The 22,361-nt window shown below is 66.2% G+C and carries 18 protein-coding genes; 6 read left to right on the forward strand and 12 right to left on the reverse strand.

Annotated features, from left to right (window positions below):
* Positions 1-28: 28 nt before the first annotated feature.
* The 4 genes from proB to rplU form a co-directional block, all read right to left on the reverse strand.
* Positions 29-835, reverse strand: coding sequence for a glutamate 5-kinase (gene proB / locus CXY78_RS17675; protein ID WP_092339969.1), 807 nt, complete (start codon positions 833-835; stop codon positions 29-31).
* On the reverse strand, positions 832-2,493 hold the full coding sequence (gene obgE / locus CXY78_RS17680) for a GTPase ObgE (RefSeq protein WP_092339968.1): 1,662 nt from the start codon (positions 2,491-2,493) through the stop codon (positions 832-834). The genes proB and obgE overlap by 4 nt, the downstream gene beginning before the upstream one ends.
* A gap of 158 nt (positions 2,494-2,651) precedes the next feature.
* Positions 2,652-2,909, reverse strand: a complete 258-nt coding sequence (rpmA, locus tag CXY78_RS17685) for a 50S ribosomal protein L27 (RefSeq protein ID WP_035836705.1) — start codon at positions 2,907-2,909, stop codon at positions 2,652-2,654.
* Positions 2,910-2,927: 18 nt separating this feature from the next.
* On the reverse strand, positions 2,928-3,236 hold the full coding sequence (gene rplU, locus CXY78_RS17690; RefSeq protein ID WP_092339967.1) for a 50S ribosomal protein L21: 309 nt from the start codon (positions 3,234-3,236) through the stop codon (positions 2,928-2,930).
* A gap of 249 nt (positions 3,237-3,485) precedes the next feature.
* Here rplU and CXY78_RS17695 point away from each other — a divergent pair, with 249 nt between their 5' ends.
* Positions 3,486-3,758, forward strand: coding sequence for a DUF4031 domain-containing protein (locus CXY78_RS17695; RefSeq protein ID WP_092339966.1), 273 nt, complete (start codon positions 3,486-3,488; stop codon positions 3,756-3,758).
* Positions 3,759-3,764: 6 nt separating this feature from the next.
* Here the strand turns inward: CXY78_RS17695 and CXY78_RS17700 are convergent, their stop codons facing one another.
* The 4 genes from CXY78_RS17700 to CXY78_RS17715 form a co-directional block, all read right to left on the reverse strand.
* A complete protein-coding gene (locus CXY78_RS17700; RefSeq protein ID WP_140425731.1) occupies positions 3,765-5,252 on the reverse strand; it encodes a hypothetical protein in 1,488 nt (495 codons plus the stop codon).
* Positions 5,242-6,015 carry a TIGR03943 family protein gene (locus CXY78_RS17705; protein ID WP_104090454.1) on the reverse strand — a complete coding sequence of 258 codons (774 nt, stop codon included), beginning with the start codon at positions 6,013-6,015 and terminating at the stop codon, positions 5,242-5,244. The genes CXY78_RS17700 and CXY78_RS17705 overlap by 11 nt, the downstream gene beginning before the upstream one ends.
* Positions 6,005-6,979, reverse strand: a complete 975-nt coding sequence (locus CXY78_RS17710; protein WP_233197307.1) for a permease — start codon at positions 6,977-6,979, stop codon at positions 6,005-6,007. Before CXY78_RS17710 ends, CXY78_RS17705 begins: the two co-directional genes overlap by 11 nt.
* Positions 6,980-7,070: 91 nt before the next feature.
* Positions 7,071-10,013, reverse strand: a complete 2,943-nt coding sequence (locus tag CXY78_RS17715; protein WP_369827348.1) for an Rne/Rng family ribonuclease — start codon at positions 10,011-10,013, stop codon at positions 7,071-7,073.
* A 339-nt stretch (positions 10,014-10,352) separates the two neighbouring features.
* Here CXY78_RS17715 and CXY78_RS17720 point away from each other — a divergent pair, with 339 nt between their 5' ends.
* The gene (locus CXY78_RS17720) at positions 10,353-10,952 is read left to right on the forward strand and encodes a vitamin K epoxide reductase family protein (protein ID WP_233206231.1); all 600 of its coding nucleotides are present in this window, start codon (positions 10,353-10,355) and stop codon (positions 10,950-10,952) included.
* A gap of 59 nt (positions 10,953-11,011) precedes the next feature.
* Here CXY78_RS17720 and ndk read toward each other — a convergent pair whose 3' ends face one another.
* The 4 genes from ndk to ileS all read right to left on the reverse strand — a co-directional run bounded on the left by ndk (position 11,012) and on the right by ileS (position 16,722).
* Positions 11,012-11,434, reverse strand: coding sequence for a nucleoside-diphosphate kinase (gene ndk / locus CXY78_RS17725; protein WP_092339961.1), 423 nt, complete (start codon positions 11,432-11,434; stop codon positions 11,012-11,014).
* Entirely contained in the window at positions 11,431-11,877 is a 447-nt protein-coding gene (locus CXY78_RS17730) for a DUF4233 domain-containing protein (RefSeq protein WP_233197305.1), read from the reverse strand. The genes ndk and CXY78_RS17730 overlap by 4 nt, the downstream gene beginning before the upstream one ends.
* Positions 11,874-13,244 carry a folylpolyglutamate synthase/dihydrofolate synthase family protein gene (locus CXY78_RS17735; RefSeq protein ID WP_092340197.1) on the reverse strand — a complete coding sequence of 457 codons (1,371 nt, stop codon included), beginning with the start codon at positions 13,242-13,244 and terminating at the stop codon, positions 11,874-11,876. The genes CXY78_RS17730 and CXY78_RS17735 overlap by 4 nt, the downstream gene beginning before the upstream one ends.
* Positions 13,245-13,314: 70 nt before the next feature.
* The gene (ileS, locus tag CXY78_RS17740; RefSeq protein ID WP_104090543.1) at positions 13,315-16,722 is read right to left on the reverse strand and encodes an isoleucine--tRNA ligase; all 3,408 of its coding nucleotides are present in this window, start codon (positions 16,720-16,722) and stop codon (positions 13,315-13,317) included.
* A 394-nt stretch (positions 16,723-17,116) separates the two neighbouring features.
* Here ileS and CXY78_RS17745 point away from each other — a divergent pair, with 394 nt between their 5' ends.
* The 4 genes from CXY78_RS17745 (at position 17,117) to CXY78_RS17760 (ending at position 22,357) form a co-directional block, all read left to right on the forward strand.
* Positions 17,117-18,775 carry an ABC transporter substrate-binding protein gene (locus CXY78_RS17745; protein WP_092339959.1) on the forward strand — a complete coding sequence of 553 codons (1,659 nt, stop codon included), beginning with the start codon at positions 17,117-17,119 and terminating at the stop codon, positions 18,773-18,775.
* An 80-nt stretch (positions 18,776-18,855) separates the two neighbouring features.
* Entirely contained in the window at positions 18,856-19,797 is a 942-nt protein-coding gene (locus CXY78_RS17750; RefSeq protein ID WP_104090456.1) for an ABC transporter permease, read from the forward strand.
* Positions 19,794-20,672: an ABC transporter permease gene (locus tag CXY78_RS17755; RefSeq protein ID WP_092339957.1), complete on the forward strand. Its 879-nt coding sequence runs from the start codon at positions 19,794-19,796 to the stop codon at positions 20,670-20,672. Before CXY78_RS17750 ends, CXY78_RS17755 begins: the two co-directional genes overlap by 4 nt.
* A complete protein-coding gene (locus tag CXY78_RS17760; RefSeq protein ID WP_199182634.1) occupies positions 20,669-22,357 on the forward strand; it encodes an ABC transporter ATP-binding protein in 1,689 nt (562 codons plus the stop codon). The genes CXY78_RS17755 and CXY78_RS17760 overlap by 4 nt, the downstream gene beginning before the upstream one ends.
* The last annotated feature ends 4 nt before the right edge of the window (positions 22,358-22,361 follow it).

Raw genomic sequence — 22,361 nt, forward strand, 5'->3', positions numbered from 1 at the left:
CACCGGCAGTTTAGCGCAGCTGGTGCGGTCAGAGCAGCGCGCGACGCTCTTCGCTTGCCGTCGGCTCGAACCAGGTGCCGACGTGCTCGCCACGCAGGGCTGCAGCGGCCAGTTCGGTCGAGGTGACCAGAACGGCGGTGCCAGCCTTGGTGGCGAGGCGGGCGGCGACCACCTTCGTGCTCGCTCCCCCGGTGCCCACTCCGGTTGCTCCGCTCGAACTGAACTCGAACCCGTCGAGCGGGTCGTCCGCGGCGATGAAGTCGAGCTTCTCAGCGCCCGGCAGGTGCGGCGGCTTGGTGTAGAGCGCGTCGACGTCGCTGAGCATGATCAGCAGGTCGGCTTGGATGAGGGTTGCGACCAGGGCGGCGAGGCGATCATTGCTGCCGAACCGCAAGCCATAGACAGCCACGGTGTCGTTCTCGTTGACGACCGGCAGAATGCGCAGGTCGAGCAGTCGTTCCAGTGCGCGCCGGGTGTTGCTTCGGTGCGGTTCCTTTAGAGCGTCGCCCTCGGTCAGCAGCACGGTACCGGCAGCGATGCCGTACCTGTCGAGGCTTTCCTGGTACCGAAAGATGAGCACATTCTGCCCGACAGCGGCGGCGGCCTGCTGGGTGGCTACGTCGCTGGGGCGTTCATCAAGGTTCAGGAAGGGCATGCCGGTGGCGACCGCGCCCGAGGAGATGAGTACCACCTCGGTGCCGCGACCGTAGGCCTCGGCCAGGGCGTCAACGAGTGGGGTGATCTGGTCGGAGTTCTCGCCGCTGATCGACGAAGACCCGACCTTCACCACGACGCGTTTCGCGCCCGCTACGTTGTCCCTGGCTAAGCCACTCACTTCTGTACTTCTTCCGTTGGGTCTGTCTCAGTCTCGTCAGCATTGGCATCCGTTTCGATGCCGGTGTCTGGCGCGGTTTCGGGCTCAGCGGCGCCGGCCAGCGTGGAGAAGTTCAATTCCACGTCGGCGAGGCGAACGTCTTCGTTGTGTTCCTCCTCGCCGGTCTGCCACATGCCGGCTTCGCGCTCACGAATGAGTTCGGCGCGGGCCGAGGACTTGGCGTCCATTCGGCCGAAGTACTCCTCGCGGCGTTCGTTGCTGGTGCGACGTTTAGGCTCGTCAAGGCGGGCGTCGGTGCCTCGGGGAGCCGTGATGAGTTCGGCGGTGGAGGTGAGCGTGGGCTCCCAGTCGAAGACGACACCGTGGCCGGGGCCGATGATGACGGTCGAGCCGGCGATGGCTCCCGACTTGTACAACTCATTCTCGATGCCGAGCTTGGCGAGTCGGTCGGCGAGGAAGCCGACGGCCTCATCGTTCGTGAAGTCGGTCTGCTGAATCCAGCGTTCCGGCTTGGTACCGAGAATGCGGTAAATGTTGCCGAAGGTGCCACCCTCGACCTTGATGACGAAGCCGCCCTCATCGACGGCCTTGGGACGGATGATGATGCGCGGCTTCTTCGCTTCGGCTGCGGCAGCCTCGGCGCGGCCCTGTTCGACGACCTCAGCGAGGGCGTAGTTGAGCTGTTTGAGACCCTCGTGGGTGACGCTGGAAATTTCGAATACGCGGTAGCCACGGGCTTCGAGGTCGGCCTTGACGAAGGCGGCCAGTTCGCGGCCTTCCGGCACGTCGATCTTGTTCAGGGCGATGAGCTGGGAGCGCTGCAGCAGCGGCTTTTGGCCGTCGGGCACCGGGTAGGCGTCGAGTTCGCCGAGAATGACGTCGAGGTCACTGATCGGGTCGCGACCGGGCTCGAGCGTGGCACAGTCCAGCACATGCAGCAGGGCGGTGCAGCGTTCAACGTGGCGAAGGAACTCGAGGCCGAGCCCCTTGCCCTCGCTCGCGCCCTCGATCAGGCCGGGCACGTCGGCAATGGTGTAGCGCGACTCACCCGATTCGACGACGCCGAGGTTGGGGTGCAGCGTGGTGAAGGGGTAGTCGGCGATTTTGGGGCGAGCCGCACTCATGGCGGCGATCAGGCTGGACTTACCAGCCGAAGGGTACCCGACGAGCGCGACATCCGCTACGGTCTTGAGCTCGAGGTAGACGTCGCCTTCCCAGCCGAGCGTGCCGAGCAGGGCAAAGCCGGGGGCCTTGCGCTTGGTCGAGGCGAGGGCGGCGTTGCCGAGCCCGCCCTGGCCGCCGGGCGCGACGATGAGGCGCAGGCCGGGTTCGTCCATGTCGAGGAGCTGGTTGCCCTCGATGTCCTTGACCACGGTGCCGATGGGAACCATGAGCTCGCGCATCTCGCCGTTGTGGCCATTGCGGTGGTCGCCCATGCCGGGGCCGCCGTTGTCGGAGCTGCGGTGCGGTGACCGGTGGAAGCCGAGCAGGGTGGTCGTGCTGGGATCGGCCACGAGCACGAGGTCTCCGCCGCTGCCGCCGTTACCGCCGTCGGGACCGGCGAGAGGTTTGAACTTCTCGCGCTTGACCGAAACGCATCCGTTTCCTCCATTGCCCGCTCGTAAATGCAGCGTCACGTGGTCAACGAATGTGGCCATGGAGTGCCCCTTTCAGGTGGCGCAAGAAATGCTTCAAAACGAGGTGCTATGAAACCCGTGCGTGGAACGATGTGCTACAAAAAGTGCTGAACAAACACGTCAGGGCGGACCGAAGCCCGCCCTGACGTTGTGTACGAAAAATACTGTGCTGTAAAAACCTACTCGGCTGCAACCACGATGTTGATGACCTTGCGGCCACCCTTGGCGCCGAACTGCACGGAGCCGGCTTCGAGAGCGAAGAGGGTGTCGTCGCCGCCACGGCCGACGTTGACGCCGGGGTGGAAGTGCGTGCCGCGCTGCCGAACGATGATCTCGCCCGCGCCGACAACCTGACCACCGAAGCGCTTCACGCCGAGGCGCTGAGCGTTCGAGTCACGACCGTTGCGAGTGGAACTCGCACCTTTTTTATGTGCCATCTGTCTATCTCCTCTGGCCTAGGCGATGCCGGTAACCTGAACGCGAGTGAGCTCCTGACGGTGCCCCTGACGCTTCTTGTACCCGGTCTTGTTCTTGAACTTCTGGATGACGATCTTCGGACCGCGAAGGTTGTTCAAAACCTCAGCAGTGACCTTGACCTTGGCCAGTGACGCCCCGTCAGAGGTGATCTTGTCGCCGTCGACGAGGAGCACAGCGGCCAGCTCGACGTTGCCGTCCTTGTCAGCCTTGATTCGGTCCATCGTCACGATGGTACCGACCTCTACCTTCTCCTGCCGCCCTCCGGCGCGCACAACTGCGTAAACCACTTTACGTACCAATCTCTGGGGAGCCTGAGGCTCCAATTTGCGGAAACTCACTGCTCAAACTTGACTGCTGCATTCACTGCAGTACACGGACCGGTTGGCCCAGCGCACTCAGAAAACCTTGGTATTCGCGCTTATTTATCTAACGCACACCAAGGGTTGACTTTACCTGATCCGCTACCCGTGGTCAAACCAACGGCACGGCGTGTCTGAACCACTTCTGAAACACAGGGCGGCTCGTAGACTTCGATCATGGCAATACTTATCGACCAGCCTAGCTGGCCGGCGCACGGAACGGTGTGGGCACACCTCGTGAGCGACTCGAATCTGCACGAATTGCACGCTTTCGCCGCTCAGGCCGGTATTCCCCGGCGTGGCTTCGACCTCGACCACTACGACGTGCCTGAAGGCCGCTACGCGGACCTGGTGGCCGCCGGGGCCGTGCCGGTGAGCTTTCGGGAGATGATCGTGCGGCTGCGCTCCAGCGGGCTGCGTGTGACCGCCCGGGAGCGGCGCGGACTGTAGCCTCGGCTACTGCCAGGTGGCATCGAAGCCGAGCACGCTGCGGCGCACCGCGCCGGTAGCCACGTTCACGAACAGGGTCGTTGCATCCGTTGCCTGAGCATTGACCGGGTATCCGTCAGAGCGCTCGGTCTCACGGTTCGGCACGATCTGCACGGCCAGGAACTGGTCGTTCGGCGAGAGCTCGAATCCAACAATGGTTTCGTCAGCGGATGCCGGCGCATAGACGGTGCGCGCCTCACCACCCTGCACCAGCGAGAGATATTGCCTGACCGAACCGGTAGCGGCGTCGATCTCGGCGACGCGCTGCACGTAGCTGTCGGAGTCCGTGCCGGCTCCCCCGGCAAGGAAGCGCAGCTCGGCGGTGTACTGGGTGGTGCCTTCCACGCTCTGCGGCACGATGGCGGACTCTGTGCCCTGCGACAGATCAAGCACGTACTGGCCGTCGCGGTCCGACACGGCGATGCGCACGCCGTCGGGCGCGAACGCGGTGAGGTTCGCGAATTGCCCGAGCGGTACCGGCGGGTCGAATTCGGGTTCATTCTCGAGCGGGTTGCCGCCGGACTGGTTTAGCGGATTGATCAGCAGCAAGGTCGAATCGTATTGCTGTGCAACGATGTCGGCGCGATTGGCCATGAATCCCCAGGTCGTAACACTCAGCGGGCCACCCTCGAGGGCAGGGACCGCAGTGGCATTGTTGGTGCGCAGGTCGAGCACGAACAGCACGTTGTCGTAGTACGGGCCTGCGGCATCCGCTGCGCTGGTGAAACGAAAACCGAGCAGGGACTGGCCGGGCGCGGCTTGCAGATCCTGCACGAGGCCGACACCGGGCAGGTTGAGAGCTTCGGCGGTACCGTCGGCATCAACGCGATAGAGCGCGTTGGCCAGATCGGGGTTCACCGTGACCACGGCGAGTTCGCTGCCCATCGGCACGAACTGCTGGATGTTCGCCGACTCGAAGGCTACCTCGGTGTCAGCCCTGCCGGTCGTGGTACGCAGGATGCGGTCCGTGCCGCGCGTGCCGGCTTCGGCGGCCGACGCCGCGCGACTGAGGTAGTACAGCGAGGGTTCGCTCGTGCTGAAGGCTGCCCTGACTGTCGATTCTCGGTCGACGGCCGTGCCGGTAATGCCCCGCACGGAGACCGCGTAGTCGGTGTTGTAGGCGAGTGGCTGCGGGAAGGAGATCACGACGGAATTCGCGCTCGTGGTGACCTGAAAGGCTGCGGACGGCTCGATACTCACCTGCTCCGGGGTGATGTCGGTCAACTGACGGTTCGTCGCGAGCACGAGGCGCGCGTTCGCGGAAGAGACCACGGCGGTGGTGTCGACGTCGACGCCGGTGAGCCGGGGGCCGGTCAGCAGGTTGACGGCGACCAGGGCAACGCAGGCCGCGACCAGGCCGCCGACGAGTATCCAGAGGGTACGGCGGAATGGGCGGGTCGACCGTGCCGGGAGCGGTTGCCCGGTCAACAGGTCAGCAGAGGGGTCAGTAGACATAGGGGTCATTCGGCTGGTCGACGGGAAGGATCTCGACCGGGGTGATCGCGAGTGGATCGCTCGCTGATGCGCTCACGCTCAGCTCGAACCGGCCGGTGACCTGCACCCAGTCATCGACCTCGTACTCGGCCTGCCAGCCCGGCAGGTAGACCGGAACGCCGATCGGTTGGGCGTCGACCGCGCAACAGGTGACGACGAACCGGGCCAGATAGAACACGTTATCGGGGTCTTTGGCGTCAGGCGTGACGAACCCGGTGACCTGAGCGGTTTTGTCGGCGTAGAAGGCCGGATCAGAGGATTGCGCGAGCAGAGAGACCCACTCGCGCACGCTGAGCTGCTCAAAGTCGCCGGTGCCGATGAGCGCCGCGGCCTGGTCGGCGTCGTCGTCGGTGCCGAGCCCGCCGGAATTGACCTCGCGCTGGGTTGCCGTGGCGCTGGTCAGGGTGGTCGGCGGGACCACGACCATGGCGACGCCCATGATCAGCAGCAGCCCGACTCCGACCCCGGTCAGAGTCGTTTGGACCCGACCGCTGCGTTCGACCTCAAAACCGCGTCGACGGGCGAACCCGGCGGCGACGAGCACAAGCCCGACCACGGCCATGGCGATCGTGAAAACGAAATAGCGAGGGTGGATATAGAGGCCGAGCTGGCCGCTCAGGGCCAGCCACAGGGTCGCGACAACGACCACGAGGCTGAGCAGCACACCCTGCCAGCGCTCAGCCCAATAGCGGAGGGCCCCGGACAGCTTTCGGTCAGGCAACATAGTTCACCAGCAATCCGAGCGCGGCGCTCATGAGGCCCACCACGACCGTGATCTGCACCAGGGTGCGACTGGTGAAGGTCGTGCGCATGAGGGCGAGCATCTTGACGTCGATCAGGGCACCGAACACGAGGAACGCCACGATTCCGCCGGGCAGAAAGGTACTGCCAAACGACAGCACGAAGAACGCGTCAACGTTGGAGCAGACCGCCACGATGAAAGCCAGTGCCATCATGGCGAGCACCGACCAGACCGGGTTGCTGCCGAGCGCGAGCAGCACCGACCGCGGCACGAACACCTGAGTGAGGGCGGCTACGGCGGAGCCGATGAACAGGGCCGGCATGATGACCGACGTTTCGCGAATGAAGATCTCGGTGGTCTGGCTGAACCGGCTCTCCCTGTGGTGTGCATGATCGTGCCCGCTCGTGGACCCGACCGCGCAGGCGGCCGCGAACCTGGTCGTCAGCAGGCTCTGCGGGTCGGGGTGCTTGCTGAACAGCCAGCCTACGACGTTGGCGATGAGGAATCCGCCGACCAGCCGCGCGACCAGAATGTGGCCGTCCCAGCCGAAGGCCTGGTGCGTGGTGATTATGGTGATCGGGTTGAGAATCGGCGCGGCGAGCAGAAAGGTGATCGATTCGGAGACGGTGAACCCACCGACCATGAATCCGCGGGCGAGCGGCACGTTGCCGCACTCGCAGACCGGAAAGAACATGCCGAGCAGCGAGATCGTGGCGCGCCGCAGAATGGGGTTGCGTGGCAGATGCCGGGCCAGAACGCCGTGCGGCAGCCAGACCTGCACGACCGCCGAGAGTAGGATGCCCAGAAATACGAACGGCACCGACTCGATGATGACGCTGATCGCCAGGGTCAGGGTGTCCTGCACCCGGTCGGGCAGTTGGAAATCGCTCAGCTGCTCGTCGACGAAGGCGGGCGAAAGCGCCCGCACGACGAAAACGGCGAGCACCACCAACACCCCCGCGGTGAGGCCGAGAGGCCATCGCCGCAGGAGAGGGAGCTGCCCGCCGATTGCGTTACCGTCTAACTTCTGTTTGGGCCTAGTCGCCGTGCGGCGGCTGGCTGGACGTCGACGCGGAGGTCGCCGAACCGGTCGCGGTCAAAATGGCCTGGCCGGCGGAACCGCCGGCGGTCGTGACGCGACGGCTGCGCGCGCGTCCCTGACCGGGAAGTTTCGGTTCCGGCAGCGAGTCGAGCACCGAATCCAGCAGCTGGTCGGTGACCTGCTTGCTGGGGCGCCGGGTGGTGCGTGTGGACTTCTTCACCGGAATGTCGAGGATGTCAACAGACTCCGATGTGTCGGGGGCGGGGGTCGGCACGATCGGTGTTGAAACGGTCGGCGCTCCGGCTGCGAGGGTGCTGCGCCCACCGCGGGTGCGGGGTGCGGTATCCGTTGCTTTCGTCGCGACGAACTGCTCAGTGACGGGGGCAGCGGATGCCTCGGGCTCGGCCTGCTGCGTGCTCGACGGTTCCGTGCCGGCCTGCTGCGTGTTGGCCTGCTGCGCGTTGGCCAGTTCCGTGCTGGCCTGGCGGGCGCGGGCCTGCTCGGACCGCGACTGCTGGGTGCGCCCGTTCTGGCCGCGCGACCGCGACTGCCGACCGCGTGAACGCTCGGNGCGCGACCGCGACTGCCGACCGCGTGAACGCTCGGTGCTCACCGGTTCGGCGCCTGCCGGTCCGGCCTGCTCGACGTTCGCCGTGTCGGCGTGCTCGGCGTCGGCGTGCTCGGTGCCAACCTGCACGGTGCCGACCTGCTCGGTACCGACCTGCTCAGTACCGGCTGAATCGGTGTGGGCAGATTCGGTCGTGACCGGCGCTAAGGTCGCTGCGTCAGCGTCCGCTTCCCTGCTTTCGAGCGGAATGATCGAGATCGAGCCGGTGCGGGTGATGGTGCGCGCGGCGATCAGCGCGAGAGCCTGCTTGGCGTCCTCGGTGATGCCGTGGGTGCCCTGGCCGCTCTTCGGCGCGTCAAAAGCGCTGTCGCGCTGACCCGAGTTGTGCCCGTTGTCCCGGTTGCTGCCGGAGCCGCCAGTGCTGGAGGCGTTGCTGCCGCCACTGTTATTGGGGGCGGAGCTGCCGGCCTTGGCGCGCGGTCGGCGCTCCTGCGGCGGCTGCGCGGTCTGGCGGTGCTTGATCACCGGGTCGTGGTGCACGATGATGCCGCGACCTGCGCAGGCCTCGCAGTTTTCACTGAACGACTCCAGCAGTCCGAGGCCGAGCTTCTTACGGGTCATCTGCACGAGTCCGAGCGAGGTGACCTCGGCCACCTGGTGCTTGGTGCGGTCGCGGCTGAGGCATTCGATCAGCCGACGCGACACGAGGTCGCGGTTCGATTCGAGCACCATGTCGATGAAGTCGACCACAATGATGCCGCCAATGTCGCGCAGGCGCAGCTGGCGCACGATCTCCTCGGCCGCTTCGAGGTTGTTTTTGGTGACGGTCTCTTCGAGGTTGCCGCCGCTGCCGACGAACTTGCCGGTGTTGACGTCGACGACGGTCATGGCCTCGGTGCGGTCGATCACGAGGGACCCGCCGGACGGCAGCCAGACCTTGCGGTCGAGAGCCTTCTCGATCTGCTCCGAGATGCGGAACTCGTCGAACGCGTCGACCTCGCCCTCGTAGGTTTCAACGCGCTCGAGCAGGTCGGGAGCTACCTGGCTGAGGTAGGTCTCAATAGTGGCGCGCACGTCGGGGCCGGCCACGACCATCCGCTGGAAATCTTCGTTGAAAACATCGCGCACGATCTTGACCAGCAGGTCGGGCTCGCTGTGCAGCTCGGCGGGGGCCTGGGCCGATTCGACCTGCTCCGCGATGTGCGCCCACTGTTCGCGCAGTCGGTTGACGTCGACGGTGAGCTGCTCGTCGGTGGCGCCCTCGGCGGCGGTGCGCACGATGACTCCGACATTGTCGGGCAGAACCTCCTTGAGGATCTTCTTCAGGCGCGCACGCTCGGTGTCGGGGAGCTTACGGCTGATGCCGTTCATCGAACCGTTGGGCACGTAAACGAGGTAGCGGCCAGGCAGGGACACCTGGCTGGTGAGGCGGGCGCCCTTGTGACCGATCGGGTCCTTCGTGACCTGCACAAGGACCTTGTCGCCGGGCTTGAGGGCCAGCTCGATGCGGCGGGCCTGGTTGCTGCTGCCGGAGTTCTCGGCGGCAGCGTCCCAGTCGACCTCACCGGAGTAGAGCACGGCGTTGCGGCCGCGTCCGATGTCGACGAACGCGGCTTCCATGCTCGGGAGCACGTTCTGCACCCGGCCGAGGTAGACGTTGCCGATGAGCGAGGCGTCCTGATTCTTGGCCACGTAGTGCTCGACCAGCACGCCGTCTTCGAGGACGCCGATCTGGATCTTGTTGTGCTTGGCGCGCACGACCATGAGACGGTCGACGGACTCGCGGCGGGCGAGGAACTCGGCCTCGGTAATGACCGGGCGACGGCGCCCGGCATCACGGCCGTCGCGGCGGCGCTGCTTCTTGGCTTCAAGCCGTGTGGATCCCTTGATGCGCTGGGGTTCGGTGATGAGCTCGGGTTCGCGCGGGGCGCGCACCTTGACGACGGTGTTGGCCGGGTCGTCGGTGCCTGAGCGGCTCTCGTCGCCGGTGCGACGACGGGCACGACGACGAACCGTCGTGGTTTCTTCTTCGTCGTCGTCATCGTCCTGATGCGACTGGCGGATGCCGGTGCGCGCCGGCATCGGCAGGATCTCCGGCGCCTGGAACAGCAGGGAGAACGACCGGCGCACGGGTGCTGTCGCCTTGTCGTCGGCGGCGAGATCGGGCGTGACGTCGGTCATCTGCTGCGCTCCGGTGACGTTGTTGTACTCCGCGATGGTGACCCTGGCGGGCTCTGGCTCGGCGACGACCGGCGTTGCGGGTGCCTCGGCTGCTGGGGCGGCGGTCGACCGGGTGACCGGCGCCTTCCGGGTTGATTTGCGAGTGCCGAACAGGCTCTTGCGTTTCTTGTTTTCGTTGTCTTCCACCATCACTGGTGCGCTCCTTGACCGCTGTGGATGACCGCGCCACCCACCGGTTACTCTCTCGTGCGAGGTTGTCACCTTCGTGAAAACCCCGCGAATTTTTTACTGCGGCAACCGGCTTTGCCCCCCGGTCTTGGTCGAAACTGTGCTCGGGGACTGTGCTCTGGCTGCAAATACTTCGGATCGTGGGACCCTAATTCCGGGCGACTGTTGCCCAGGCAAGCTCTGTACTCATTAAGACTCATTAAGCTCAGTGGCGTCTGCTTGAGCGCGGCTCAACGACTACCCACGATTATCGCATGTAATCGCACAAAGCCGTGCAGCGCGAGTGGCATAATCACAAGAGTGCCAACGACAGAGCGTTCTCAGCGTCCAACCGGCCTGGCTATTTTCCTGATCATCGCCGGGATCATCGCGTTTACAGCGGCATTCGCGCTCACGCTCGACAAGCTCCACCTGCTGGAAGACAAGAACGCTCAACTGAGCTGCAGCTTCAGCGTTCTCATCGGCTGCGCGACCAATCTCGCCTCCCCACAGGGCGCCATCCTCGGCTTTCCGAACCCGCTGATCGGACTCGCCGCCTGGAGCGTGGTCATCACGATCGGCGTGGCCATTCTGGCCGGGGCCCGATTCGCCCGCTGGTTCTGGGTGGGCTTCAACATCGGTATGCTCGCCGCGATCATATTCGTGATCTGGTTGATCGGCCAGAGCATTTTCGTGCTCGATGTGCTGTGCCCATGGTGCATGGTGACCTGGGCGGTGACCATTCCGGCTTTTCTGGCCGTGACCCTCTACAACTTCAAGGTCGGGAATCTGCCGGGCGGGGCATCCGTTCGCCGGTTCGCCGGAGCCGCGTATTCCTGGATCTTCGTCATCACGATCGTCTGCTACATCGTGTTCTTCATCGTGGCGCAGGTCAACATGGACGTGCTCAACCGCCTTTAGTTGCGAAACCAGAATGGCCCCGCCTCGAAAACGAGACGGGGCCTTTCGTGACGCTCTGGTTAGTCGAACCAGAGCGCGAGCTCGCGAGCGGCGGATTCGGGCGAATCGGAGCCATGCACGAGGTTCTGCTGAACCTTCGAACCCCAGTCACGACCGAGGTCACCGCGAATGGTGCCGGGAGCTGCAGTTGTCGGGTCGGTGGTACCGGCCAGGGCTCGGAAACCCTCGATGACGCGGTTGCCTGCAATGCGGAAAGCGACGATGGGGCCGCTTTCCATGAATTCGACGAGGGGTTCGAAGAACGGCTTGCCCTCGTGCTCGGCGTAGTGCGCGGCCAGCAGCGAGCGGTCGGGTTCAACCAGCTTCAGGTCAACCAGGGAATAGCCCTTGGCCTCGATGCGGCGCAAAATCTCGCCGGTCAGGTTGCGCGCAACGCCGTCGGGCTTGACCAAGACGAGGGTTTCTTCGATCGGGGTGTTCATGCAATCTCCTTGGGTTGATCTGGATTCGTGTGATCTATTCGAGAGCCGGTGATCATGCAGTAGGCCCACATGGCGGCAAAGAGGGCGCCGACAAAAAACATGGCCGGGGTGACGAACCCGGTGGCGATGATGATCGCCTGCAGCGCCCAGCCGATCGGGTAGGACCAGCTGTAGCGGAGCAGTCCGATCAGGCCGACCATGGCCAGCACGAGCAACACGCCTCCGATGATGACGGCCAGCGGCGAGACCGGTGTGGGTTCGGTCGCCACCGACACGAGACCCAGGGTGACGACGGCACCGAGAAAGACAACGATCGTCTCGAAGCCGAGCAAAATCGTGGCGAGCGACCGTTTCACCGAGCGCGGCCCCGACGACCGGCGAGGCCGGCCTGCGCCGGACCTGCCTGCGCCAGACTCGTCAGCGCCGTCGGCCACGAGGCTCACTTCTCCATCCATTCCCCGGCGGCGGCGAGCGTGATCGCTTCGCCGACGAGCACGATCGAGCCGGTGACCAGCACAGCGCGTTTGGGCGCCTCGGCCGCCCACTCGCGGGCGCTCTCGAGCGCAGCGGCCAGATCGTCGAAGCGGAAGGTGACCTCGTCGCTGGTCCACTCGGCGATGTTGTCGGCCAGGTCGTCCATGCGCACGGCCCGCTCGGAGTGCGGCTCCGTGACGTAGAAGCGGTCGACCTGAGGGGCGAGCGCCGCGACGATGCCCTCGGCGTCCTTGTCGGCGAGGACTCCAACGACCACGGCGATCTCGTCAAAGTCGAAGTAGGCCTCGAGCGCGGCGGCGAGGGCCATCGCTCCGTGCGGGTTATGCGCGGCATCCACGAGCACCGTCGGTTCAATGCCGACGAGTTGCAGGCGGCCGGGCGAGGTCGCCGTGGCGAGGCCCTCGGCGAGCAGGTCACCGACCAGGGCCTGGCTGCCAGCGCCGAGGAACGATTCGACGGCGGCGATGGCCACCGCGGCGTTCTGCGCCTGATGGGTACCGTAGAGCGGCAGGAACAATTCGGTGTAGGTGCCGGCCAGACCGCGCACCGAGATGACCTGGCCGCCAACGGCCACGGTGCTCGAAAGCAGTTCAAAGCCTTCATTCTCGTGGGCCAGGGTCGACTCGCTCAGTTTTGCCGCACGATCCAGCTCGGCCCGCACGTCGGCGCTTTGCGCCGCGGAGACAACGGATGCCGCCGGCTTGATGATGCCGCTCTTGGTGCGGGCGATCTCGGCGACGGTGTTGCCAAGGCGCAGCGTGTGGTCGAGCGCGATCGGGGTAAACACCGCGACCTGGCCGTCGGCGACGTTGGTGGAATCCCACTCACCGCCCATGCCGACCTCGATCACGGCCACGTCGACCGGTGCGTCGGCGAAGCAGGCGAAGGCCAGCACGGTCAGCGCTTCGAAGAAGGTCAGCGGGACATCCCCGGCAGCTTCGAGTTCTGTGTCGACGAGTTGCAGGTAGGGCTTGATATCGGCCCAGTTCGCGGCCAGGATCTGGTCACTGATCGGTTCGCCGTCAATGACGATGCGCTCGTTCAGACGCACCAGGTGCGGGCTGGTCAGCAGGCCGGTGCGCAGCCCGTACGCCCGCACGATGCTCTCGACCAGGCGGCTCGTGCTGGTTTTACCGTTGGTGCCGGCCACGTGAATGATCGGATACGAGCCCTGCGGGTCGCCGAGAAAGTCGAGGGCACGCCGGGTGGGCGCCAGGCGCGGCTGCGGCTGGGCCTCCCCCACCCGCTGCAGAAGCTCGGCGAAGACGGCGTCTCCGGCTTCGCGGAAGGCGTCGAGCGGGGCCGGCTGATTCATCGGCTCCTCGTCGTCGCCGCGACCGGTGATGTTCTTCCAGTCAGCGGTGTCGTCAGTGGGATTGTCGTTGTCAGACAAGGATTGCTCCGTTCACGCGTGCGACGGCCACGATGACGGCGCCCAGATTGACATAGTGGTCGGCTTCAAAGCGGACGTAGTGCTCGACGGGCGCGCCGACCCGGGCTTCCAGCCACTCCGACGGCAGCTCGGCCGAGAATTCGCCGGTTGACGGGCGGTGCGTTGTGAAACTCGTGGCGAGAGTTTCCGCCGCGACGTCGACGCCGAGGGCGAGGTCGAACGAATCGGCATCCGCTTCGCTCTGAAAGACCAGATCGAGACGGATGCGGTCGCTCACCTGAAAACCGGCCGACTTGCGGGTGTCCTGCACGGCGCGAATCAGGTCACGGGCGAACCCCTCAGCCTCGAGTTCAGACGTGGTATTCGTGGCGAGCAGCGTGAATCCGCCGCCGGGCAGCAGGGCGAGTGCGGCTCCGCCGTCGTCGGCGTCACTGTTCGCCTCGAGGGTCAGCTCGTACTCGCTCGGTTCCAGGACGATGCCGCCGGCCGTGACACGGCCGTCGGTCTCGCTCCAGTCGCCGGCGCGGGCGGCCTTGATGACCTGCTGCACCTGCTTGCCGAGGCGCGGACCGGCGGCGCGGGCGTTCACGACGAGCTTGCTCGTGACTCCGTATGCAGCGGCACTGTCGTCTTCGAGCTCGATCAGGGTGACCGTCTTCACGTTGAGTTCGTCGCGCAGGATGCTGCTGAAGGCTCCGAGCGCCGCGGTGTTGCCGGTGACGACGGTGAGGTTGGTCAACGGCAGGCGCACGCGCAGGCCGGCCTGCTTGCGCAGCGAGAGCACGGTGCTGCTGATCAGGCGCACCTGGTCCATCGCCGTGACGAGGGTCTCGTCGGCGGGAAACAGGGTGGCGTCCGGCCAGTCTTCGAGGTGCACGCTGCGACCGCCGGTGAGGCCCTGCCAGATGCGCTCGGTGACGAGGGGCAGCAGCGGCGCGGTCACCCGGCAGACGGTTTCGAGCACGGTGTACAGGGTGTCGAAGGCTTCGTGCTCGGTGGCACCGAAAGCCGCGCCACCCCAGAACCGGTCGCGCGACCGGCGCACGTACCAGTTGGTGAGCACGTCGGCGAAGTCGCGCAGGCGCGCCGCGGCGACCGTGCTGTCGAGTGCTTCGAGGTCGGCCGTGACGCCGACGATCAGGTCCCGGGTCTTGGCCAGAAGGTAGCGGTCGAGCACGTCGGTCGAATCGGTGCGCCAGGTGGCCTCATAGCCGGTGGCACCGTCAGTACCCGAGGCGTTCGCGTACAGGGTGAAGAAGTAGTACGTGCTCCAGAGCGGCAGCATGACCTGGCGAGCACCCTCTCGAATGCCTTCCTCGGTGACGACCAGGTTGCCACCGCGCAGTACCGGCGAGCTCATCAGGAACCAGCGCATGGCGTCGGCGCCGTCGCGATCGAAGACCTCATTGACGTCGGGATAGTTGCGCAGCGACTTCGACATCTTCTGGCCGTCGTTGCCGAGCACGATGCCGTGGCTGACCACGTTCTTGAAGGCCGGCCGGTCGAACAGGGCGGTGGAGAGCACGTGCAGCAGGTAGAACCAGCCGCGAGTCTGTCCGATGTACTCCACGATGAAGTCGGCCGGGTTGTGCGCTTCGAACCATTCCCGATTCTCGAACGGGTAGTGCACCTGGGCGAACGGCATCGATCCGGAGTCGAACCAGACGTCGAGCACGTCCGTGATGCGGCGCATCGTCGACTGGCCGGTGGGGTCGTCCGGGTTCGGACGGGTCAGTTCGTCGATGTAAGGGCGGTGCAGGTCGGTGGGGCGCACCCCGAAATCGGCGGCCAACTCGTCGAGCGAGCCGTAGACATCCGTTCGGGGGTAATCGGGGTTGTCGCTCTTCCAGACCGGGATCGGTGAGCCCCAGTAACGGTTGCGGCTGATCGACCAGTCGCGGGCGTTGCCAATCCACTTGCCGAACTGGCCGTCCTTCACGTTCTCGGGTACCCAGTTCACCTGTTGGTTGAGCTCGACCATGCGCGGGCGAAAGTCGGTGACGCGCACGAACCAGCTCGAGACGGCCTTATAGATGAGCGGGTTGCGGCAGCGCCAGCAGTGCGGGTAGGAGTGCTCGTAGCTGGCCTGGCGCAGCAGCCGGCCGTTGGCCTTGAGCAGCGCGGTGAGCGGCTTGTTGGCGTCGCTCCAGAGCGCTCCGGCGACGTCGGGAACGTCGCTGAGGAACTTGCCGCCGTCGTCGAGCGAGAGGATCACCGGGATGCCGGCGGCCTCACCGATCTTCTGGTCCTCCTCGCCGTAAGCGGGAGCCTGGTGCACGATGCCGGTACCGTCGCTCGTGGTGACGTAGTCGGCCACGAGGATGCGCCACGCATTCTGCGTGCCCCAGACCGACTCGTCGGCGTAATAATCGAACAGGCGGTCGTAGCTGACGCCCTCGAGCTCGCTGCCGATAATTGTGCGCGACACGGCAGCGGATGCCTCGGCGGCACTCTCGTAGCCCAGGTCCTTCGCGTAGTTGCCGACCAGATCGATGGCGATGAGGTATTCGGCACCGAGCACAGTCGCTGCGGTATCGGTGCCTTCGCGCAGCACCTCGGCGTCGGGCGTGCCGTTCGGGCCGGCCGGAACGACGGCGTAGACAATCTCGGGGCCAACGGCGAGCGCGAAGTTCGTCGGCAGGGTCCACGGGGTCGTGGTCCAGGCCAGGGCGCGCACGGCGGTGAGGCCGAGCGTCTCCGCCTTGGCGCCGATCAGCGGGAAGGTCACGGTGACGGTCTGGTCCTGGCGCATCTTATAGACGTCGTCGTCCATGCGCAGTTCGTGGTTGGACAGCGGGGTCTGGTCGCGCCAGCAGTACGGCAGCACTCGGTAGCCCTCGTAGGCGAGGCCCTTGGTGTGCAGCTGTTTGAACGCCCAGATTACCGATTCCATGAAGGTGATGTCGAGGGTCTTGTAGTCGTTCTCGAAGTCAACCCAGCGGGCCTGGCGGGTGACGTACTCTTCCCAGTCTTTGGTGTATTCCAGCACCGACTCGCGGGCGACCGCGTTGAACGCGGCGAGGCCCATCTCTTCGATCTGGCTTTTGTCCGTGATGCCGAGTTTGCGCTCCGCCTCCAGCTCAGCGGGAAGACCGTGGGTGTCCCAGCCGAACCGGCGGTGCACCTGCTTGCCGCGCATGGTCTGAAAACGGGGGAACAGGTCCTTGGCGTAGCCGGTGAGCAGGTGGCCGTAGTGCGGCAGACCGTTGGCGAACGGCGGGCCGTCGTAGAAGGTCCATTCCTCGGCGCCGGCGCGTTGGTCGATGGAGGCCTGGAAGGTGTCGTCGTTCTTCCAGAATTCCAGCACCTCGGTCTCGACGGCCGGAAAATTCGGCGACGGAACGATGGCTTCGCCGGGTGTGGCACCGTTTTGGGTATTGCGGCTCTTGGGGTACAAAATGCTTCTCCTACCGGGACGGGTCACTGGGCGCCCTGCTCCACGAGGACGAACGATTCTGGAGAAATCGCCGCGGTACCACCTCGCTTGCCACCCGAAACTGCCGGATGACCGCTTGTTCACAGGCTGTAACGGGCCCGACTCGTTCGGTTCTACTGAGCTGGCTGCCCGAGGGCTTCCAACTGTTCTTCCGAAGACTTCCCGGTGATGGCCGGGTCACTGTCATTCGTTTTAATCGTACCGGATGAATGCTCGTGACTGATATGTCGGCAGAAGAACGGATGCGCGTAATGACTGTCCCCCGTTGGCCCGACGTAGCCTAACGTTGAGGGGTGCCCCGCAAGGCATACCTGTGAACGCAAACTCGGCGCGCATCCGCCGGGAAAAGAGATTCTTCATGCCCTTTCGGCACCCCTGGCGCACCCGTCGTCTGCTCGCCGCCACCACCGGCATCATTGCCCTGGGCTTGCTCGTCGCCGGCTGCACCCCGGCCGGCTCGAACGAACCGGTCGGGGAACCGAAAACCGGCGGCACGCTCACCTATGCCTCGGGCGACGCCGAACCGACCTGCCTCGACCCGCACGTCGGCGGCAACTTTCCTCAGGCGCTGGTCAGCGCCCAATACCTGGAATCCCTCGTTTCCCGGGACACCGCCGGCACGATCATCCCCTGGCTGGCCGAGTCCTGGATCCCGAGCGAGGACGGCCTGACCTGGGACTTCACCCTGCGCTCTGATGTGACCTTCACCGACGGCACCGTGTTCGACGCGGCGGCCGTGCAGGCCAATATCGCCCACCTGCAAGACCCGACAACCCTGTCGTCGACCGGCTATCTCGGGCTCGGTAAGGTCACCGGCACCGAAGCGGTCTCCCCCACCGTGGTGCGCTTCACCCTCAGCGAACCGGACAGCGCCCTGCTGGAATCGCTCTCCCAGACCTGGCTCGCCATGGAATCGCCGACCGCACTCGAGCGCAGCCAGGACGAGAACTGCGCGAGCCCGGTCGGCACCGGCCCGTTCCTCGTGGACAGCTGGGTGAAGCAGAACGCGATCACCCTCGTGCGCAATGACGACTACGTCTCCCCACCAGCGGATGCCGCCCACGCCGGCCCCGCCTACCTCGACAAGGTCATCTGGCGGTTCATCCCCGACTCCGCCTCCCGCTACGCCGCCCTGCAGTCCGGTGAGGTCGACGTGATCGACAACGCCCAGCCCGACACCATCGTGCAGGCGAAGCAGAGCGATTCGATCGAGCAGCTCGACTCTCCGCGACCCGGTGCCTCCAACCGCATTGAACTGAACTCGGGTCAGGCCCCCTTCAACGATGTGCGCGTTCGTGAGGCGTTCATCCGCTCAGCCAACGTCGACGACGCCGTCTCGAGCCTCTTCCAGGGCACCGCCACCCGGTCGTATTCGGCCCTGTCGAGCGCAGAGAGCACCGCCGTCTCGAACCCCGCACTGTTCGACTACGACCCGGCCGCCGCCGTTACGCTGCTCCAGGCGGCCGGCTGGGGCCAAACGGATGCCGACGGCTACCGCATCAAAGACGGCGTGCGGCTGAGCGTGGAGTTTCCGGTGAGCACGAACCAGTCGATCCCGGCCGAGCAGAGCGTGTTCGAACAGATTCAGGCCACGGCGAAGGAGACCGGCTTCGAGGTCAAGCTGGCCCCGATGGACCTCTCGAGCTGGTACGCCGCCCTCGCCAGTAACGACTATGACGCGGTGAGCGCGCCGTACACCAAGGTCGGCCCCGACGTGCTGCGCATTCTGTACCACTCCGCCAGTATCGTGCCAGCGCCGAGCGGGTACTTCGCCAACCTGGCCCAGGTCAATGACCCCGCCATCGACGAGCTGCTGACGACCGCGGCGCGCACCACGGATGTCGCCGAGCGCGCCTCGCTCTACGCCGACGCCCAGAACCGCATTCTGGAGGGTTTCTACATCTTGCCGCTCTACGACCAGCAGAACCACTACCTGCTGCGCAGCGATGTCATAGGCTTGCGCACCCTGCCGACCGTGGCCGTGCCCACGCTCTACGACACGTGGCTGAACCGGTAGCGCCGCCCGATCGGCCCGGGGCGGGGTCGGTTCGACCGGCCTCTGGCAGCGCTCCCGGTCGACGCCGGGCCGTGCTGCGGATGCCTGTGCTCCGCCTGCTGAGACGCGTGCTCGCCCGCCTGGGCGGAGCGATCTTCGTGCTGTGGGCGGTGGCGTCCGTCACCTTCTTCGCGGTGCGCCTTATTCCGGGCGACCCGGCCCAGGCCGTGCTCGGCGGCCCCGGATCGCAGGCTTCCCCGGAAGCCCTCGGCGCGGTCAACGCCGAGTACGGCTTTGACCAGCCCGTGATCGTGCAGTATTTCGCCCAGCTCGGCCGGCTCGCAACCGGCGACCTGGGCCGGTCCTACGCCCTCAACCAGGACGTCGGGTCGCTCATGCTGAGCCAGCTCGGCGGCACCCTGCTGCTGGCCGTGCTCGCTCTGGCCCTGGCCTGGCTGCTCGCCCTCGCCCTGGCGACCTGGTCTACCCAGAGCGGCCGGATCGCCTCCCGGGTGGGGTCGGCGCTCGAAATCGTCGCGGCAGCGCTGCCGCATTTCTGGCTGGCCACCTCGCTCATCGTCGTGTTCAGCATCTGGCTCGGCGTGCTGCCGCCGATCAGCACCGGCGGCGCCCTCGGCCTGGTGCTGCCGGTACTCACCCTGGCCATACCGCTGGCCGGATTTCTCGGCCAGATCATGCGCGAATCCCTGCTCCGCGCCCTGGAGAGCCCGTTCGTGCTCTCGGCCCGTGCCCGCGGCGAAAGCGAGAGCGGCGTGCGCTGGATCCACGCGCTACGCCACGCCTCCCTGCCCGCGATCAGCCTGTCCGGCTGGGCCTTCGGCTCGTTGATCAGCGGCGCGGTCGTGGTCGAAACCATTTTCGCTCGCCCCGGCCTCGGCCGCACCCTGCTGAACGCGGTCACCCTGCGTGACGTTCCCGTGGTGATCGGCGTCGTGATGATCGTCGCGGTCGCCTACATTCTCATGACCCTGCTGACGGATACCGTCAGTCGCTTGGTCGATCCCCGATTGCGCCTCTCATGAGCGACCTGGAGGTGCAGGTCGGGCTGGCCGCGCAGGCCGGCCAGCCCGACCGGGCGGCACAGTCTGGTCGACGACGACGCTTCGGCGTCGCCGAGACAGCGGCCGCAGTGCTCGCCCTGTTCCTGCTGGCATCGGCCGTGGTGCCGCAGCTGCTCGCCCCGGGCGACCCGCTCGGCATCGACCCACTTTCGGCCTTTCAGCCGCCTTCCGGCGCGCACGGCTTCGGCACCGATGAATCGGGTCGAGACATCTACACCCGGGTCGTTCACGGCACCCAGTACTCGCTCCTGATCGGCGCCGCCGCCACCGCGATCGGATTGGGGCTCGGCATCGTGCTGGGCACCCTGGCCGGAATGCTCGGCCGCGTCGTTGACTTCACCGTGAACCGAGTTCTCGAGGTGCTGTTCGCTTTTCCCGGACTGCTCCTGGCCCTGCTGTTCATCCTGATCTTCGGCCCCGGCGTGGCGACCGCCACGATCGCCGTCGGGCTGTCGACCGCGCCCGGGTATGCCCGCATTATTCGGGCCCAGCTGATCTCGGTGCGCTCCGCTGCCTTCGTCGAGGCCGCGACCGTGCTCGGACGCACCCGCTGGCAGATTCTGCTGCGCCACATCCTGCCGAACACCCTTGCTCCCCTGTTCGTGCTCGCGACCCTCGGCATCGGCCAGGCCATCGTCTGGGCTGCCACTCTCAGCTACCTCGGGCTCGGAGCCGAACCACCGACCGCGGAATGGGGCGCCATGCTCTCGGCCGGACGCACCTACATCACGTCGGCCTGGTGGATGAGCTTCTTTCCCGGTCTGTTCATCGTGCTGACCGCCGTCACCGCCACTGTGCTCGGCCGCAGCATCGACCGTCGAATGAGGCACGCATGAGCGAGGCAGACACGAGCGCGGCACGCCGGAACGGCGACACATCTCGGAGTGAGCGCGCTGCCGCGTTGTCCGTACGTAATCTGCGGGTGGGATTCGGCGCAGCCGCACCGGTTGTCCGGGGCGTATCCTTCGATATCGCGCCGGGCGAGTGCCTCGCCATCGTCGGCGAATCCGGCTCGGGAAAGAGCGTGACCGCCCGCAGCCTGCTCGGTCTGGCCGGTGCGAACGCCCGGGTCAGCGCCGACCGGCTCGAGCTCGGCGGCCACAGCGTGCTCGGCCTGACCGAGCCTGCCTGGCAGGCCCGCCGCGGCAAGGACGTCGGACTGGTGCTGCAGGATGCCCTGGTCTCGCTCGACCCGCTGCGACCGATCGGCCGGGAGATCGCCGACTCCCTCCGTCTGCACACCGGTCTCGGCGCCTCCGCGCGGGCAGAGCGGGTGCTCGAGTTGCTCGACGCCGTCGGTCTGCCAGACCCCGAGTTGCAGGTGCAGAAGCTCTCCGGGCAGCTTTCCGGCGGGGAACGCCAACGCGCCCTGATTGCCGCGGCGATAGCGCTGAGCCCGCCGCTGCTCATTGCCGACGAACCGACGACGGCCCTCGATGTGACCGTTCAGGCCCAGATCCTGGCGCTGCTCGAGCAGATCACCGGTGCCGGTACCGCTGTGCTGCTGATCAGTCATGACCTCGCTGTGGTCAGCCGCATCGCGCACCGGGTAGCAGTCCTGCACGATGGCGTGCTGGTGGAGACCGGCCGTACCGAGCGGGTTTTGGGGTGGCCCGAGCAGGAACAGACCCGGCGCATGGTCGCCGCGATCCCCGCCGACAAGCCGCGCGGCACGAGGCTGAGCGAGGCCGACACCCCGAACATTCCCGATACCGCGATCGACTCTGTTCGAAAGACTCCCGCCGACAACACCATCGTGCTCGAAGCCATCGGCCTGTCCAAGAGTTTTCGACACCCCGACGGTACCCGGCAGCTCGCCGTGGATACGGTCTCGTTCGCCCTGCCCCGCGGCAGCACCCTCGGAATTGTGGGCGAATCCGGCTCCGGCAAGACCACGACGGCGCGACTTCTGCTCGCGCTCCTCACGCCGGAGCACGGCGAGGTTCGGGTGTTCGGCCAGCCCTGGAGCACGGCCCGCGAGAAGACGCGGCGTGCTCTGCGCCCCGGCGTTGGGGCGATCTATCAGGATGCCCTCGGCTCGTTCGATCCGCGCTGGAGCGTCGCCGAGATCCTCAGTGACGCCCTGAGCCTTGGCCGACAGCGCCTCACGCCGCAGACGACGGCGCGGCTCGCGACCCTGCTCGACGAGGTCGGCCTCGCCGCCACGGTGCTGCTCCGACGTCCGCTCGAGCTCTCCGGCGGGCAGCGGCAGCGGGTCGGTATCGCCCGTGCCCTGGCCGGGAAGCCCCAGATTCTCATCTGCGACGAACCGGTCTCCTCGCTCGACGTGACCGTGCAGGCCCAGGTGCTCGACCTGCTCGACGACGTCCAGCGGGAACGCGGGCTCAGCCTCGTCTTCATCTCACACGACCTCGGTGTCGTGGCGCACGTCAGCGATCAGATCGCGGTCATGCGTGCGGGCCGCATCGTGGAGCTCGGTCCAGCGCTGCGCGTGTTTGCCGAGCCGCAGCATCCGTATTCAGTACAGCTGCTCGCCGCCGTGCCCCGTTTGTCGGCCTGAGCCC

The organism is Cryobacterium sp. N19 (genome assembly GCF_002929595.1).
Classification (GTDB): Bacteria; Actinomycetota; Actinomycetes; order Actinomycetales; family Microbacteriaceae; genus Cryobacterium; species Cryobacterium flavum.